The sequence below is a fragment of the Streptomyces azureus genome, assembly GCF_001270025.1.
In the GTDB taxonomy this organism is placed as follows: Bacteria; Actinomycetota; Actinomycetes; order Streptomycetales; family Streptomycetaceae; genus Streptomyces; species Streptomyces azureus.
This window is the reverse complement of the sequence record NZ_DF968237.1, coordinates 1-15,160: the sequence shown is the minus strand read 5'-3', so window position 1 is coordinate 15,160 and position 15,160 is coordinate 1. Positions and strand designations below refer to the sequence as shown.

Annotated in this window: 13 protein-coding genes and 6 pseudogenes; 9 read left to right on the top strand and 10 right to left on the bottom strand. The window is 69.4% G+C overall.

Annotated elements, in window-relative coordinates; translation table 11 throughout:
* The first annotated feature begins 316 nt into the window (after positions 1–316).
* The gene (locus AOQ53_RS10970) at positions 317–1,273 is read left to right on the top strand and encodes a GlxA family transcriptional regulator (RefSeq protein WP_059416816.1); all 957 of its coding nucleotides are present in this window, start codon (positions 317–319) and stop codon (positions 1,271–1,273) included.
* Between the two features lie 109 nt (positions 1,274–1,382).
* Complete coding sequence (gene gap / locus AOQ53_RS10965) at positions 1,383–2,381, top strand: type I glyceraldehyde-3-phosphate dehydrogenase (RefSeq protein ID WP_059416815.1); 999 nt, start codon at positions 1,383–1,385, stop codon at positions 2,379–2,381.
* Positions 2,382–2,876: 495 nt separating this feature from the next.
* On the opposite strand, the gene AOQ53_RS48380 is transcribed toward gap, so the two are convergent.
* Positions 2,877–3,266, bottom strand: coding sequence for a WapI family immunity protein (locus AOQ53_RS48380; protein WP_423587493.1), 390 nt, complete (start codon positions 3,264–3,266; stop codon positions 2,877–2,879).
* 357 nt (positions 3,267–3,623) lie between these two features.
* On the opposite strand from AOQ53_RS48380, the pseudogene AOQ53_RS10960 reads away from it, so the two are divergent.
* Positions 3,624–4,060: pseudogene (locus AOQ53_RS10960) on the top strand (ATP-binding protein).
* Between the two features lie 393 nt (positions 4,061–4,453).
* Here the strand turns inward: AOQ53_RS10960 and AOQ53_RS10955 are convergent.
* Together AOQ53_RS10955 and AOQ53_RS44570 are read right to left on the bottom strand one after the other, a co-directional pair.
* A pseudogene (locus tag AOQ53_RS10955) lies at positions 4,454–5,443 on the bottom strand (TerC family protein); the annotation flags it as partial.
* Between the two features lie 361 nt (positions 5,444–5,804).
* Positions 5,805–5,960 (bottom strand): DUF6131 family protein, encoded by a 156-nt coding sequence (locus AOQ53_RS44570; protein ID WP_099054574.1) that lies wholly within the window; start codon positions 5,958–5,960, stop codon positions 5,805–5,807.
* A 769-nt stretch (positions 5,961–6,729) separates the two neighbouring features.
* Here AOQ53_RS44570 and AOQ53_RS46040 point away from each other — a divergent pair.
* The 3 genes and pseudogenes from AOQ53_RS46040 to AOQ53_RS10945 form a co-directional block, all read left to right on the top strand.
* Positions 6,730–6,890: pseudogene (locus AOQ53_RS46040) on the top strand (ATP-binding protein); the annotation flags it as partial.
* 616 nt (positions 6,891–7,506) lie between these two features.
* Positions 7,507–8,028, top strand: coding sequence for a hypothetical protein (locus AOQ53_RS10950; RefSeq protein WP_059416814.1), 522 nt, complete (start codon positions 7,507–7,509; stop codon positions 8,026–8,028).
* A 370-nt stretch (positions 8,029–8,398) separates the two neighbouring features.
* Positions 8,399–9,088, top strand: coding sequence for a haloacid dehalogenase type II (locus AOQ53_RS10945; protein WP_059416813.1), 690 nt, complete (start codon positions 8,399–8,401; stop codon positions 9,086–9,088).
* Between the two features lie 169 nt (positions 9,089–9,257).
* Here the strand turns inward: AOQ53_RS10945 and AOQ53_RS47325 are convergent.
* Together AOQ53_RS47325 and AOQ53_RS47320 are read right to left on the bottom strand one after the other, a co-directional pair.
* Positions 9,258–9,533 (bottom strand): annotated as a pseudogene (locus AOQ53_RS47325) (ATP-dependent DNA ligase); the annotation flags it as partial.
* 8 nt (positions 9,534–9,541) lie between these two features.
* A pseudogene (locus AOQ53_RS47320) lies at positions 9,542–9,703 on the bottom strand (ATP-dependent DNA ligase); the annotation flags it as partial.
* A 45-nt stretch (positions 9,704–9,748) separates the two neighbouring features.
* Between AOQ53_RS47320 and AOQ53_RS10940 the strand changes: the two are divergent.
* The 3 genes from AOQ53_RS10940 (at position 9,749) to AOQ53_RS44115 (ending at position 12,380) form a co-directional block, all read left to right on the top strand.
* Positions 9,749–10,243, top strand: a complete 495-nt coding sequence (locus AOQ53_RS10940) for an MFS transporter (RefSeq protein ID WP_059416812.1) — start codon at positions 9,749–9,751, stop codon at positions 10,241–10,243.
* A gap of 116 nt (positions 10,244–10,359) precedes the next feature.
* On the top strand, positions 10,360–11,862 hold the full coding sequence (locus AOQ53_RS10935) for a carboxylesterase/lipase family protein (RefSeq protein ID WP_059416811.1): 1,503 nt from the start codon (positions 10,360–10,362) through the stop codon (positions 11,860–11,862).
* A gap of 233 nt (positions 11,863–12,095) precedes the next feature.
* A complete protein-coding gene (locus tag AOQ53_RS44115; RefSeq protein WP_148640313.1) occupies positions 12,096–12,380 on the top strand; it encodes a hypothetical protein in 285 nt (94 codons plus the stop codon).
* A 19-nt stretch (positions 12,381–12,399) separates the two neighbouring features.
* On the opposite strand, the pseudogene AOQ53_RS42740 reads toward AOQ53_RS44115, so the two are convergent.
* The 5 genes and pseudogenes from AOQ53_RS42740 to AOQ53_RS48015 all read right to left on the bottom strand — a co-directional run.
* Positions 12,400–12,504: pseudogene (locus AOQ53_RS42740) on the bottom strand (aminoglycoside phosphotransferase family protein); the annotation flags it as partial.
* A gap of 334 nt (positions 12,505–12,838) precedes the next feature.
* Positions 12,839–13,498 (bottom strand): hypothetical protein, encoded by a 660-nt coding sequence (locus AOQ53_RS10925; protein ID WP_148640312.1) that lies wholly within the window; start codon positions 13,496–13,498, stop codon positions 12,839–12,841.
* A 111-nt stretch (positions 13,499–13,609) separates the two neighbouring features.
* Complete coding sequence (locus AOQ53_RS45190) at positions 13,610–14,221, bottom strand: hypothetical protein (protein ID WP_408055150.1); 612 nt, start codon at positions 14,219–14,221, stop codon at positions 13,610–13,612.
* A gap of 265 nt (positions 14,222–14,486) precedes the next feature.
* Complete coding sequence (locus AOQ53_RS48020; protein WP_408055149.1) at positions 14,487–14,783, bottom strand: DUF642 domain-containing protein; 297 nt, start codon at positions 14,781–14,783, stop codon at positions 14,487–14,489.
* A gap of 54 nt (positions 14,784–14,837) precedes the next feature.
* On the bottom strand, positions 14,838–15,086 hold the full coding sequence (locus AOQ53_RS48015; protein ID WP_408055148.1) for a hypothetical protein: 249 nt from the start codon (positions 15,084–15,086) through the stop codon (positions 14,838–14,840).
* Positions 15,087–15,160 lie beyond the last annotated feature (74 nt).

Sequence of the window (15,160 nt, the reverse complement as noted above, 5' to 3'; positions counted from 1 at the left end):
GGCCGGTCTTGGTCGCTATGGCCCGTAGGCGGCGACTGAGGCCCGCTGTTGGGGCTCTCTTAGATTCTCCGCCAGCGCTCACCTCGCTCCCCAGACTTGCTCTTGTATCTCCACCCAGCGGGGTGGCTGACGGGGTCCTGGAGAACGTGGAGGGCAGAGAATCCTGATGAGCGCGGGTCAGGTGTCAGATCGGCTGGAGGCGGGTGACGGGTGGGACGGGCGATGGACTGCGACCTGGAAGGCAGCCCGGCCGAGTGTGTCGTGCCCGGTCCGCGCAGTGGGCGTACCGAAGTCACGCCCCGCGTAACCTCTTCATGTGCCAGCTTCCCGCCTGCATCGCGTCGCCGTCCTCGTGCTCGAGGGTGCGAAGCCGCTCGATGTCGGAATTCCCGCGCAGGTGTTCACGACCCGCGCGAGCATGCCGTACGAGGTGCGGGTGTGCGGGGCGACACCCGGCCTCGTGACCGGCGGTGATGGCCTCGCGTACCGCGTCGCCCACGGCCTCGACGCGCTTGCGTGGGCCGACATCGTCTTCGTCCCCGGCTACCGCTTCCCGGACCGCGACGAACCGCCGCAGGCCGTCGTCGAGGCACTGATCGCCGCCCACGACCGGGGCGCGCGGCTCGCCGCCATCTCGACGGGCGCCTTCGCGCTCGCCGCCACGGGCCTGCTCGACGGCAGGCGCGCCACGACGCACTGGCACTACACGCGGGCACTCGTGGCCAGGCATCCGCTCGTCCAGGTCGACGAGAACGTGCTGTTCGTCGACGAGGGCAACGTGCTCACCTCGGCCGGGGCCGCCTCCGGCATCGACTTGTGCCTGCACATCCTGCGCGGCGACCTCGGAGTGGCCGCGTCCAACCACGCGGCCCGGCGCCTGGTCGCCGCCCCCTATCGCAGCGGCGGCCAAGCCCAGTACGTGCCGCGCAGCGTCCCCGAACCGCTCGGCGAGCGGTTCGCCGCCACCCGCGAGTGGGCGCTGCACCGGCTCGGCGAGCCCCTCACCCTCGACATGCTGGCGCGGCAGGCGGGGGTCTCGCCGCGCACGTTCTCCCGGCGCTTCGTCGAGGAGACCGGCTACACGCCGATGCAGTGGGTGATGCGCGCCCGCATCGACCTGGCCCGCGAACTGCTCGAGCGCTCCCAGCGCAGCGTCGAACAGATCGCCGCCGAGGTCGGGCTCGGCACCGGCGCGAACCTGCGCCTGCACTTCCAGCGCATCCTCGGCACCACACCGAGCGAGTACCGGCGCACCTTCACCCGGGACGGGTAACCCGGGCCCGGCACCGCGTGGCGGGATCCTTTTGAACCGTGGCGATCCCGCCACTGTCAGCGGCGCGAGCTGCGGGCGAGCCTGGTGGTGAAGGGAAGGGACATCACTCATGACTCGCATCGCCATCAACGGATTCGGCCGCATCGGACGCAATGTGCTGCGCGCCCTGCTCGAACGCGACAGCACCTTGGAGATCGTCGCCGTCAATGACCTCACCGAGCCCGCCACTCTCGCCCGGCTGCTCGCCTACGACAGCACGGCCGGCCGGCTCGGGCGCCCGGTGACCGTCGACGGGGACGCCCTCGTCGTCGACGGCCGTCGGATCACGGTGCTGGCCGAGCGCGAACCGGCGCAGCTGCCGTGGGCCGAACTCGGCGTCGACATCGTCCTGGAAGCCACCGGCCGCTTCACCTCGGCCAAGGCCGCCCGGGCCCACCTCGACGCGGGCGCGAAGAAGGTACTCGTCGGCGCGCCGTCGGACGGCGCCGACGTCACGCTCGCGTTCGGGGTCAACACCGACGCCTACGACCCGGCCGTGCACACGATCGTCTCGAACGCCTCCTGCACCACCAACGCGCTCGCGCCGCTGGCCGCGGTCCTCGACGAACTCGCCGGTATCGAGCACGGGTTCATGACGACGGTGCACGCGTACACGCAGGAGCAGAACCTGCAGGACGGTCCGCACCGCGACGCCCGTCGCGCCCGGGCCGCCGGCGTCAACATCGTGCCGACCACGACCGGCGCCGCCAAGGCGATCGGCCTGGTGCTGCCGAACCTCGACGGCAAGCTGACGGGCGACTCGATCCGCGTACCGGTGCCGGTGGGCTCGATCGTCGAACTCAACACGACCGTGGCCCGCGAGGTGACGCGCGGGGACGTGCTGGCGGCGTACCGCGCCGCAGCGGAGGGGCCGCTGGCCGGCATCCTCGAGTACTCGGAGGACCCGCTCGTGTCGTCCGACATCACGGGCAATCCCGCCTCGTCGATCTTTGACTCGGCCCTCACCCGCGTCGACGGCCGCCACGTCAAGGTGGTCGCGTGGTACGACAACGAGTGGGGCTTCTCGAACCGTGTGATCGACACGCTCGAGTTCCTCGCCACCCGCTGACCGGACGCCGGGGTGGTGCCCCGCCTCCGGCGACCGCGCCGGCCAGCACTTCCTTTGGGCGCTCTGGTTGACCAGTCGGGCCTGCCAGAGCGCTCACCTTCGTCTGAGCATGTGCTCCGACCAAGGTGCACTGATCGAGACGAAGGCCGTGAAGTTGAGTCTGCTGTCTGACGCCGGTCCCGGGGAAGCGTTCGCGGCCGCGTCCCGCTTCCGGGACACTTGCGGCGGCCGCGGGAGAAGCCGGCCGGGATCATGAGGACGACACCGCTGACCGCCGGGTGCTGGTCACCGTCCCGGACGCACTGGCTCGGAACCTGGTCGCCTGGGGGCAGCGAGGGCGACATGAAGACGCACCTTCGTGGCAGGGGGTACTACCGGAGGGAACGGCGGCCGACCCTGTGGCAGGCGCTCGAGCTCGACCCACGCACGCGTGTGGCCCTGCCCGCGAATGTCCTGCAGGAACTGACGGTCCAGGAGCGTCCAGACACGCGGCAATCACCGCATCCTCAAGGGAAACTGTGCAAGGCGCTGGTCCCATTCCCCCGCTGCCCGCGTCAGCTCGGCCCGGTCTGTCTCGATTTCGATCACGTGTTGATAGAGATCCAGGTTCTCGTCGTGCCGCCGCCGCGGAGGCGCGGCCTCAAGCGAAAGGTGAACTCGCAGCACTCCCGTGCCGGCGTGCCATCGGACCTGGCTGACGGCTAGGACCGGTTCGACGAAGGAAAGGTCCGGGACGAGGTTCCCTCCCGGGTCCGGCTTGGCGTCCGGCCTCCTCCCGTCTGCGACAGCACGCAGCCATGTGGGCAACTCACGCGCCTCGTCGACCAGCAGGCACGAGTGCGTGAAGGACCAACTGGCCGTTGGAGTGGTGACTTCGGCCCCGATGACGAGTCAGTTGTCGTCCCAGCGGTCACCACTGGCCACTGGGGACTGGTATCGGAGCGGCCGCAGGCTTATGCCGCCTGCTCGATCGGTAAGTCGCATTGCCGAAGGATGCCACGCCCTGCAGGACCCGGCCGGACGTTGAATGACAAGATCAGTGCCTGTTTCTGAACTGGTGCCTGAAGGTGCTGGTCGGGCGGCTCGCTCTGGGTGGGTTCGTCTGGAGTGAGGGGATGGTCGGATCTTTCGTTCTTGGGTCTGGTGTGTGGTGTCGGTTCGGGAGCATTCGGGCGTCAACCGTGTTGCTCAGGACGAGGGTGGCGGTGTGGCTCAGTGGCGCACCCAGACGCCTCTGAGCCACTGGTCAGCCGCCCGATCGTGTCCGCCGTGGCCTTGGACGTCAGCGAGCCGATCGCCGTGGCCCGGCATTCCGCCCGCCGTTTCGTGACCGAGGTGCAGTCCGTTCACGGGCTCCCGGTGTCGGACCGCGCGATGGGCATGGTGGAGCTGGTGGTCGGCGAGCTGGTGACCAACGCATACAAATGCGCGCCCGGCCCGTGTCTGCTGGACCGGGAGGTCAGTGACGGTGCCGTGGAGATCAGCGTGTGGGACACCGATCCGATGCTGCCTCGGCCTGTCCTGCCGGTCCGGGCTGGGTCGGGCAGTATGGCCTGGAGGTCACCATGGCGGTGTGCCGCAGTTTCGAGGTGCGGCGCGAGCCGGTGGGCAAGTGCGTGAAAGCCGCGATCGTGCTGGCCGACGATCCCGGCGGCGATCCGGCGGGCCGCCTGTTGTGACGGGCAGGGGCAATACCCGCCGGCCCAGGCCGGCAGTCCATCGCCGCGCTGCCGGTTTCGTTACCGGGTCGAAGAGTGCTTTCTGTCGGGGGCCAACCGATAGTCGGGACAGCCGCGGTTTTGACATGCGCCTGGGCCCCACACGGGAACGAATACGCCGAGGGTCTTGTGGCGGTGGACTGCGGCTGGCACGGATTGCTTGCACGTCGGGCACACGTACGCTTCTGGTTTGCGCTTCGTTTTGACCATTTTTTTACGATATGCCCGTACTGGCGTGTCGGGAAGGGCCCTGCTTCTGCGCCGACCCGAGCGCGGGCTGACTCCACCGTCCCGGCCCGATGAACCGGCTGGAAGCTCAGGGGCATCCGTCACGGGCAGTGCGCCGGGCGTCCCGGGCTGCTCGGTGGCCGCGGAGGCGTCCTGTTCGTCGGTCTGCTCGAGAACGCCTATCGGGGCGGGCCTCTTGAGGCTGAGCACCACGGAACCCGTCAGGACGACGACGATGACCACGAGGCTGATCGGTGAGGGGATTTCCGGGATGCTGGGGCTGATCACCTTGTGGGATGCCTGAAGGATGAGCTTGACCCCGATGAAGGCGAGGATGACCGCCAGCCCCTTGTTCAGGTAGTGAAAGCGGTCCAGCAGGCCGGCGAGCATGAAGTAGAGGGCCCGCAGACCGAGGATGGCGAAGGCGTTGCTGGTGTAGACGATGAAGGCGTCGTCGCTGACCGCGAGGACGGCGGGCACGCTGTCGACGGCGAAGATCAGGTCGGCGGCCTCGATCGCGGCGACCACCGCGAGCAGCGGGGTCGCCATCCGTATGCCGGCTTCCTTGACGAAGAACTTCGCTCCGGAGTACTCGTCCCGCACCGGGATGAGCTTGCGGAGCATCCGTACGGCGAAGCTCTTGCCCGGGTCGAAGCTCTCCTCCTCGTCCTTGAGGAGCTTGTAGGTGCTGTAGAAGAGGACCGCCGCGAAGGCGAACAGCACCGCGGTGAAGCGGCTGACCACGGCCACGCCGAGGGAGAGGAAGATCCCGCGGAAGACGAGCGCGCCGATGACGCCGAAGAACAGCACGCGGTGCTGGTATGCGCGGGGCACCTTGAAGTACGCGAAGATCACGGCGAAGACGAACAGGTTGTCGACCGACAGGCTCTTCTCCAGCAGCCACGCCGTCGTGTACTCGGTGCCCGCCGTCGTGCCGAGGACGAGGAAGACGACCGCGCCGAAGATCAGGGCGAGGCTCACCCACAGGCCGCTCCAGGCGGCGGCCTCCTTGAAGCCGATGACGTGCGCGGTGCGGTGGGACAGCAGGTCCACCGCCAGCGACACGACCACCGTCGCGGCGAACGCCCCCCACAGCCAGAGCGGGACCTCAAGCACATCGAACACCCTCACTATGGCCCGCGCGACATACGCCGGCCCTATACAGGAGTGTCCGGCATTGCGCCCCCGAGGGCATGCGGAGCCGGCGAGGGCGGCCGGAGGCATGATCCTCAGGAGTCCCGTGATGGCGCGCGTGCGCTGCGGGTCGAATTCGACGTCACGCAGGCCAGCAGGGGGCCGCAGGGAGAGAACATCCGACCGGCGTGACCACAGCGCCCCGCAAATCCGAGTGATGTCGCCAAGGCGCGGCGATCGGCCTGGCCAGTGCCTGGCTTACCCGGCACACCCCGCACCTGGTCCTGCGCCGCTGGACCAGGCTACGCGGGGACGTCGCTTCGGTGCCGGGTATGGAGACAGGTCACCAGTAGTGTCGGCGGCCGGCGACTGCGTGTCCCATGGATCCCATGATCCACAGGACCGCGCCGATGACCGCGAGGATGATCCCGATCGTCCACAGGATCGAGATACCGGTAACGAAGCCGACAACCAGCAGAATGATGCCGAGCAGGAGCATGACCGCCTCCGTTCCGCAGTAGTGCTGCTTCCACTGTGGACCTCGCCACGGCACTAGGGAAGCCCTGGTGTCTTCTGAACTCGCGGCGTGGTGGGACACAGCCAGGGTGAGTGAGCTTGTCGTCTGGCCTCGAACGCGGCGACGTGCCGCCTGGCCGTGTGCCGCACGACGCTGCCGTGGACCGGGGCGCGGCCCTTGGTGTTGCGCGTCGGCCGGGGCCGCCGCGTCCGCGCCGCTGTCAGGGAGGCGGTGACGTCAGGCGGGGGACGTCGGCGGTCGGAGGTCGGGGCGGGCGCGGTGCAGGCGTGCGGGGCCACCGGCCGGAGGTGTCGCGGGCGGCGTCGACGCCGACTTCCACCACCAGCTGACGTTCCACCAGCGTGAGGTTCGGCTCGTAGCGGCCTTCGCGGACGTGGCCACCGGCTGCGCGGATCAGGTGTGAGCGACGGTGCGAGGGCGACTCGGCAGGAGAGGGGTTGGGGAGACAGCCCCTCGGGCTCTTCGCCAGCCGGCTGGCGAAGAGCCCCACCTCACGCTGTGTGATCTTCGCTGCCGTACTGACGGTGTCTTGCTGTGGCGGTTGGGGGCAGGCGTACAGGAGCCTTGGCCCTTGTATGGAGACCCGTGATGACGACCTCCCGGTGCCGCAGTCCTCGCCCGACGGCGATCGGCTGGGTGCTGGGGCAGGAGCCGCCGCCGTCGGTGGGCAGGAGCAGGGGGCGGCCGTGCAGCGGCGTTCAGGCGAGCAGAAAGCCCCTGGCGCGGAGGCCGGGGAGCCGATGCGGGCAGAGTCGGGCACACGGCCTGGAGATCGTCATGGCTGTCGCGCAGGGCTTCGAGGTCCAGCGGGAGCAGGTCGGTAAACGCATCATCGCCCGCATCGCCCTGCCCGACGATCCCAACGGAGACGTCACCGGCGCAGGCCCTCGCTGCCGTTGCGGCTGCCACCGCCGAAGCGCGCCGACGCCTTGGCGTCACTGTGGACGACCAGGCGCTCGAGCGGGACAACGCGGCGTCGCTGCCCGTAGCGCGCTGCCTGGAGCGAAGGCCACCCAGGCGCCGCGGGGCTCGGTCCGGGCTTCCAGGGCATCCGTACGGACCGCTGAAGCGTGGGATTCAACGTCGCGAGTTACGAAGCTACCGTCCGGCCGCCCGAGATGGAGGGGCGGTGCACGACGATCGGCGCGCTGGTCACGCATCCGAGCCTGCCCGTGCACAGCAGCGGTCGGGACGAGATCCTCGGCACCGCCTACAGCGATCACGACCTGGTCGTGTTCCTCGAAGGCGCCGGCATCGGCCGACCCCGAGGCCATTTTGGACGACCCGCGGTGGGTGCGGTGGCGCGGCGGCCCCGCCCACGAGATGACGTCCGACAGACCGCGGGTCCGGCGTCGTCTGGTACCCGAAGAGGGGCCCTTTGAGAATCCCCGCCCCAACGCTGGGCGACTTTGCGTGGCCAGGCCGCGCCGCTGCGAGGAGGGCGCGCGGCACATCGCGGCACTGCGGCGTGGGAATGTCGCCGGCCGGCAGCGGGCAGCGTTGAACTATGGCTAATGATGGTGGCGTTGCGCCCGGTGTGCAGGTCTGCTCTCTCAAGGTCGATACGCCGCAGCTGATCGCGCCGGGGACCGCGTACAAGATCGTCCGTTTTCCCTTCGGCGTGGCGGAGTCGACGGACCGATTCGAGATGCACCAGGCCGTCCAGCCGGACGGATACGTGGTGAGTGACTGGGCGACAGACGACCGTAGCGGCCTGATCTGGCCGTCCAAAGCCGGCTGGGGCCACCTGCACGCGATGATCCAGTGGGAGGCCGCCAGCGGCACGGGCGGCTACAGCGAGCTGCGCGACCAGTACGTACGCGACCCGCTGGGCCTGACGCCCAACCCCAGCGACACCACGGCGACCGAGCACCGCACACCGACGCCCGGCGGCCAGTTCTACGTCAAGAACCACGGCGTCTTCGTCGACCCAGGCACCCCGGTTGCGCTCCGTGTCACACACAACGACGACAAGTCGCGTCTTTTGACCCTCGCGGAGTTCAAGCTCGTCATCCACGATGCCGCCTGACGACTCGTGCATCATGGGGCGGGTGGCAGCTGGTTGTCGGGCGGTGTGGGTGAGCCAGCGGTGCAGTGCGGTGTGGACGTGGTCGGGCAGGGTGCTGAGGTGATCGATGGCCTCGCGGTCGCCGGGCATGGGGGCGACGTCGGCGGTGGTCAGTGCCGCGTGGGGTTCCAGGCGGTGCACGGTCGCTCACTCCGGGGGCCTACTCGGAGGTGGCCGCGCCGGTCGTGCGTTGCGGCTTGGCGGACGCGGTGGTTGGCGACGTTGATGCGGTTGCCCCACAGGCCGTGCGGTTCGGGAATCGGGGTGGCTTCCAGCCGCGTTCGGCTGACAGCCACTCTTACGCCCCAGCTTCGTCCAGGAGACCTCTCTCATGGCAGAGCCAGAGATCGATGCCCTCGTGCTCGACGTGCTCGGCACGCTCGTCGACGAACCCGCCGGTATCCGCGCCGGCATTCGTGAACTCGACCCATCGCTCGACGATCCCAGGGTCGAGCAGCTTTTGTCGCTGTGGCAGCAGTACATCGACCGCGAGCAACGTCGCATTCTCGACGGCGCCCGGCCTTACATCACCAGCGACGTCCTCGACCTGGAAGCCGCCCGGCTCGTCGCCGATGCCGCCGGAGTCGACGACCCGACCGCCGTAGCGGCTCTGGCCCTGTCAAGTCGCAGGCTCCCGCCGTGGCCCGACACCGTGGCAGGGCTCGCCCGACTCGCCGAACGATTCCCGCTGATCGGACTCTCCAGCGCGAGCCGGACGGCGCTGCTGGGTCTCAACGCCCACGCCGGACTGCGCTGGCACCAGGCCCTGTCCGCCGAAGACGCCCGGACCTACAAGCCGGACCCAGCGGTCTACCAGCTGGCCATCACCGTTTCCGGACGACCGCCGGAGCGGCTCCTGATGGTCGCCGCCCACGCCTGGGACCTGCGCGGAGCACAGGGCCTCGGCCTGCGCACCGCCTACGTCGCCCGCCCTGTCGGCGACCCGCCCACCTCCTCGGACGGGTTCGACCTGCACGCCGACGATCTGGCCGACCTGGCCGACCAACTCGACCATGCCTAGGGTGTGGCCGGCGGGTCATCGGCGGAGCCAGGGTCGGATAGAGCAGCCGGGGCGCCGGTGACCGCGCCGACGATCGCCTCGGTGGTCTCGCGCACCTTGTATTTCCGTCAGCCCTCACCGACGGCTGGTACGCGCTGTCCAGCCGCTTGTAGATCACGCCCTCCATGCCGACCGCCGCCCACGTCAGCCACTCGCGCACCGTGTGCGGGGCAGTGGTCGACGGACACAGTGCCCACGGCGCGGACAGCCGCCGCGCGGCGAACAGCGACTCCAGCGCGGCCCGGCGCCGCCGGTGCGGCCAGAGGGTCGTGTCCGTCCCGGACAGCCGGAGCAGGTCGAAGGCGACGAAGTGGACCGGCCACTCGGCAGCCGTCCGGGCCGCCGCAGCACCACCCGCTGCAACCGGTCCTGCAACCGCTCGAAGGCGAGCCGCCCTTCCTCCCACATGACGAGTTCGCCGTCCAGCGCGCTCGCGTCCGGCGGCTGCGCTGCGCCGGCCACAACCTCTGGGAACGCGGAGGCCAGCTCGGTGCCACGCCTGGAGCGCAGCACCACCTTCCCCGCGTCGACGGAGACGAGAGGCCGGAACCCGTCCCACTTCGGTTCCGCGGCCAGCCGGGTCGCAGATCTGGATCGGGCACGGGGGAGCTCAGCGGGGCGGTGGTGGCCGCGTTCGGGCTCGGCGGGCTGGCCGGTGCGTACGCCGCGCCGCGCGTGGTGCGCCGCATCGGCATCGGCCCGGCCATCGTCACCGGCTTCCTGGGCTTCAGCCTGCCCCTGCTGCTGGTGCCGCTGGCCGAGGGCCCGGGACCGTTGGTGATCGCGGCGCTGGTTGCTTCGCAGCTCGGCGCCGGCTGCGGGGTCGCGGTCCTGGACGTCTCGACCAACAGCTACCTGATCGCCGTCATCCCGCCCACGCTGCGCTCCCGCGTGATGGGCGTGGTGCAGACCGCCAACTTCGGAGTACGCCCGATCGGCGCGGTGCTGGCCGGCACGCTGGGCACCGCACTCGGCCTGCGCCCCACCCTGTGGATCGGCACGGCGGGTGCCGTGCTGAGCGTGCTGTGGGTCGCCTCATCCGCGCTGCCGCGCGTAAGGGAACTGCCCGAAAACGCCGCGCAACGTTTGGATGAGCCAACTGGTGGCGGCAATTGACATCACTGGTGCGTCAATCACCATGATCTTGGTGTTGGTCCTCGGGTGCCGCGTGATGCAAAGCTGAAGCCTCGCCCTCCCTGGCGATCTGGCGTGTACTGAGAGGCAATCTTCCGATGGACACCTTCAAGACGAAGAACGGTTCGGTCCAAGGTTTTCGGGCCTCTGCCGAAGTCACCGCCGTCCTTGGCGTCCCCTATGCCGCCCCGCCGTTCGGCGCCAATCGGTTCCGGGAACCTCTCCCGGCACCGGCGTGGAGCGGAGTGCGGGACTGCACGGCCTTCGGCCCGATCGCTCCGCAGTCAGCAACGCTGCCCGGCGCACCCGTGTGGTCGCCTGACGACGAGGACATCCTCACCGTCAACATATGGACCCCGGCCCCCGAGGGCGGCCGTCTGCCCGTCCTGGTCTGGATCCACGGCGGTGCCTACACCTTCGGATCCTCAGCCCAACCCGACTTCGACGGAACCGAGCTGGCCCGCGCCGGTCTGGTCGTGGTCACCCTCAACTACCGGCTCGGCTTCGAAGGTTTCGGCCACGTCCCCGCCGCCGAAGCAACTGCGTATCCGGACAACCGGGGCCTGCTCGACCAGGTCGCGGCGCTGCGCTGGGTTCGTGAGAACATCGGGGCCTTCGGTGGTGATCCTGGCAATGTCACGGTCGCCGGCCAGTCCGCCGGAGCCGCTTCGGTTGCCTGCCTGATGGTGATGGACCGCGCCCGCGGCCTGTTCCACCGTGCCATCGTTCACAGCGCCGCCAGCCCTTGCTACACGCTCGAAATCGCTGCGGCGACCACCCGTGAGATCGCTGCGGCAGCGGGCTGCCCCGCCACTCTTGAGGGCCTGACATCTGCAACTCCGCAGAACCTGGTCATCGCCTCCGACAAGGTGGTCGACGCCTACCGGCGTGACCCCGCCTCCGGATCCCGCCACTACGACCCCGCGCTCTACGCTCCCGTCCTTGACGGCGCTGTACTGCCCACCGACCCCCTCACGGGGATGGCATCCGGTGCGACCCGGGAAGTGGACCTGCTGGTCTGCCACACAACTGAGGAGTACTGGCTTCTCGACGCCGTCGGCAGCAGCGCGAAGGTCACAACCGATGGGCAGCTGGCTCTCTTCGCCGAAGACTTCCACCTCCCTGACGGCCTGGTGGCCGGCTATCGCGCCGCGATGCCCCACGCCCCGGTGCTCGATGTCTACCTCGCCGTTTTCGGGGATCTCCTGTTCGGCGAGTACAGCAACCGACTCGTCGAGCTTCACGCCCAAGCCGGCGGCCGGGCGTTCCTATCGCGTTTCGATCGTCGGCGCACAGGCCCGAACGGGGTCGTGCGGGCCTGGCATTGTGCGGACATCCCCTTCGCCTTCGGTAACCTCGGCACCGAGTGCCTGGCTTTCCTCATCGGCGGCGCACCCACACCCGCAGACTACGGACTGGCGCGCCGCATGGTGCGCGCGTGGGCTGATTTCGCTACCACCGGGTACCCGGGCTGGCCATCGGTCAACAACTCCACCGCCCAGGCCAGGATATGGAGCACTGAGGCCGACTCCGCCGATGACAAGGCCGCCGCCATCCGTGCTCTTTGGGTCAAGGCCGACTTTCCAGTCCTGTGTCCGTGAACTGGGGAACCACCCCGGCATCTCAAAGTCCAAACAGTTACTCAGCGCACATTCGCCTTGTTCCGCCCCATGAGCTGCTCAACGACTGGCCGCCGCCGATGTTGTCGCCGAAGCCATCGTGTGCGCCCAGCTGCTCCAGACCGTGAGCCGCAGGGACAACCTCGCCCTCGCCGCCCCACCCCAAGCACCTGTACGCGGACCGCGGCTATGACCACGAGGTCTACTGGGGCAAGGTGCGCCGGTTCCAAACCACCCCGCACCTCACCCGGCGCGGCACCGGGCACGGCTCCGGCCTGGGTGTGTACCGCTGGGTCGTGGAAGGAGCGATCGCGCTGTTGCACTGGTTCCGCCGCCTGCGCATCCGCTGGGACATCCGCGACGACATCCACCGCGCTTTCGTCACCCCTCGGCTGCGCCGTCATCTGCTGGCGACGACTCCGCACCGCACTCTGTCGGGAGTAAGGGCAGGCGATGCGCCTCAGGAGATGGCCTGCTCGATGCGTCGAAGGCACTCATAGCAGTCGGGCCCGCGCAGCCTCACAGCCGGGCTCTCAGCACGTCGACCTCACAGCACGGCGCGCTCGGATCGAAGCCATGCTCGACCAGCCGGCCAACCCCCAGCAGGCTTCGCAACGACCACCACGGCTCGGCCGGTACGCCGCTGTCTGCGCGCTCGTCGAAGTCGGCGGTGGAGCAGTGCAGCGAGGCGGATGCGGACGGCCGCCAGGTGTGCTTCGGCAAGTCGACGCCGGTGGCCAAGGGGAAGGCGCCCAAGAGCGGGGCGAAGGCCGCAGGTGTGGCGACGGCCGGGGTGGAGTGGTGTAACACCGACTTCGAAAGCATCCTCGCTACCCGGTTCATCGAGTGCGATGAGGTCTTTGGACTACGACGGCGGCACGGAGGAACTCGACCAGATCGGCACTGGCCCTCACCCTGCGATGAGGGTGGGGGCCGGTCTCATGTGCGCGGCAGACGGTCAGGCCGGGGCGATGAGGACGCCGGGAAGGTCACCGGCCTTCACGGAGTCCTGGTCGATGGCCACGCCCGTGTAGGCGCCCACGGCGGTGAACACCAGCTCGGGCAGGCGCTCGCCGTACTCCTCGAAGTACGCGACGACTTCGGCCTCACTGGCTTCAGGCATCGACGGGAACACCGCGCCCGCGGCGCTGAGGGCGGCATCGAGGGCCGAGCTCTGCCCGGTGTCGGTGCCGAAGTCAGCCCGGTACGCGCAGGCATCGGGGGCATGGATGATCACGGCCGGGGGGCTGAAACGGTTGGCGGTCAGGCAGAGGATCTCCTCGCCCACGCAGGGAAGCAGTGACTCGGCCTCGCCTTGGTAGCCGGTCGCCCAGGCTGCCATGCCCCAGTCCTCCAGCACGTACGTCCACTCACCGCACGTGCCGTACATGGCGCGGTTGAGCTGAGGGGAGGGCTGGCCCGGCTGCCCGGCCGGTGTGCGCAGCTCCCTGCACGGGGTGCGCGCGGCTAGCTCGTCGAGGTCGGCGCCCAGGTTGATGAGGAACTCGTCCGTCTCCGCACCTCGGGCCAGGGTCAGCGAGATGCCGCCGAGCATGCCGGGCACGGCCGATGGAGGAGTGTGGTGGTGTGCGCCTATCCACGCGATGCCGTCACTCACGCCGGTCAGAGTATCGGCCTGATACTGGCGGCGGTCCTGGTGGTGGCAAGTGCCGGCACAAGGAGTGCGGCCGGACGCGGCGTTTCGCATCCTACGGAAGGACCGCCACGATCAGGCCGTGTGGGCGGCACGGCGACGTGCCCACCAGGACAGCCGCGGCGCGGGGCCGCGTTGACGGCCAGGCCGAACGCCTCCAAGGAGGCCTCGGGCGCGCGATGTCTCCACGTCGGACAGGGCGTTCAGCAGCTGCTCGGTGGCGGTGACGACGGCCGGGTCGGAGCAGTGCATGAGCGGCGCGCCCTGCGGCGCCTCTTCGTAGTCCGGCGTGTGCAGCACCCCGTCGGACGGGCCGCGACCGTCGCCCAGCTTCTGCAGCACCCATCCCGAAGGCCGGCGCTCCCCGAGTGCCTCGTGGACGACCGACTGCCGCGACGGCTTCAGGCGCTCGGTGACGACCTGGTCGTAGTCGACGCCGTCGACCGGCCGCACATGCTCCGGGGCCCGCACCCACACCCGGTACTCCGCCGCCTCCACACCGCCGTCCTCACGATCTCGGTACGAGGGCAGCCCAATGAGGTAGACCCAGTCCGTTTCCGTCTGCCGCCGCTTCCACAGCCGTGTGACGACTTCCTGCGGCTCGGTCCCGAGCAGAGGATCGGCGGGCAGCACGACCCGGACCGGCACAGGCACGAGTCCGGCATCGGCGTCGGATAGCGGTGTCACCGCACCACCGTAGGCAGCCCAGCCGGTCCCACCCGCGTGTTCCACGCGGGCAGCATCACCGCCCCACCGACCCGGACACCATTCCCTGAACGGGCCTGAGCCGCTGCCCCGGGAGCAGCGTCCGGGAGAAGGCCCGCGCCGCCACATAGTCAGTTGCCCTGGGAGTCGACCTGCCACCGAATGCGGACTCCGCAGCGATGAGCCCCGTCAAGAGAGAGCCCCGGCGCTCATTCGCCGGGGCTCTCCTGGTGCCGCTGCGCAGCGTTTACAGCAGACCGCAGGAGCAGACCTTCACGTCATCGATCACTGGCCCGAAGGCGCCGGAGACGGTGCTGTCAAACGCCAGCGTCGCGGTGAACCCGAGGGACAGGAACGTCACCTGCCGTGTCTCGTAACCCATGTTGGCGCGTGTCTTGCCGGTGGAGTCGAACGAGAAGCTCTGGACGTTCTGTCCGTTGACCAGGACCCGGCCGGTCTTCAACGCCGGGCCGCCCGGGTTGGCGGCGAGCGAGTACGTCACCGTGTACTTGGTGAGCGGCTTCGTGGAGAAGGTCTGGGACACGGTCCCTGGCTGGGCTGCGTTGAGGTCGACGGACTGGTCTCCCTCAGCTGCCTGTCAGAAGCCGGCGCCGATGAGGTCCACGCCCCCACGGGTGACCTTCCAGGGGCCGATGGGCTGACCCTGCGAAACCGTCAGGTACGAGTTCGCCGGCGCGGTCGGGTATTCAAAGCTTCCGTCATCGACTCTGACAGCGCTGGCGTCGGCCGTGTCCGCGTCGCGCTCCGGCGCGGCCGGCGCGGTGCCGCTGCCGAGGGCGAGCAGGCTGACCGCCGTGATCGCGGTGACGAAGGTGCGTAAGTGCACTAGGGGCTGTCTTCAGTTGTGATCAATTCCTGGTTATGGCCCCCGGGCGCGGTGTCGGTCCGGTAGGACTCTGG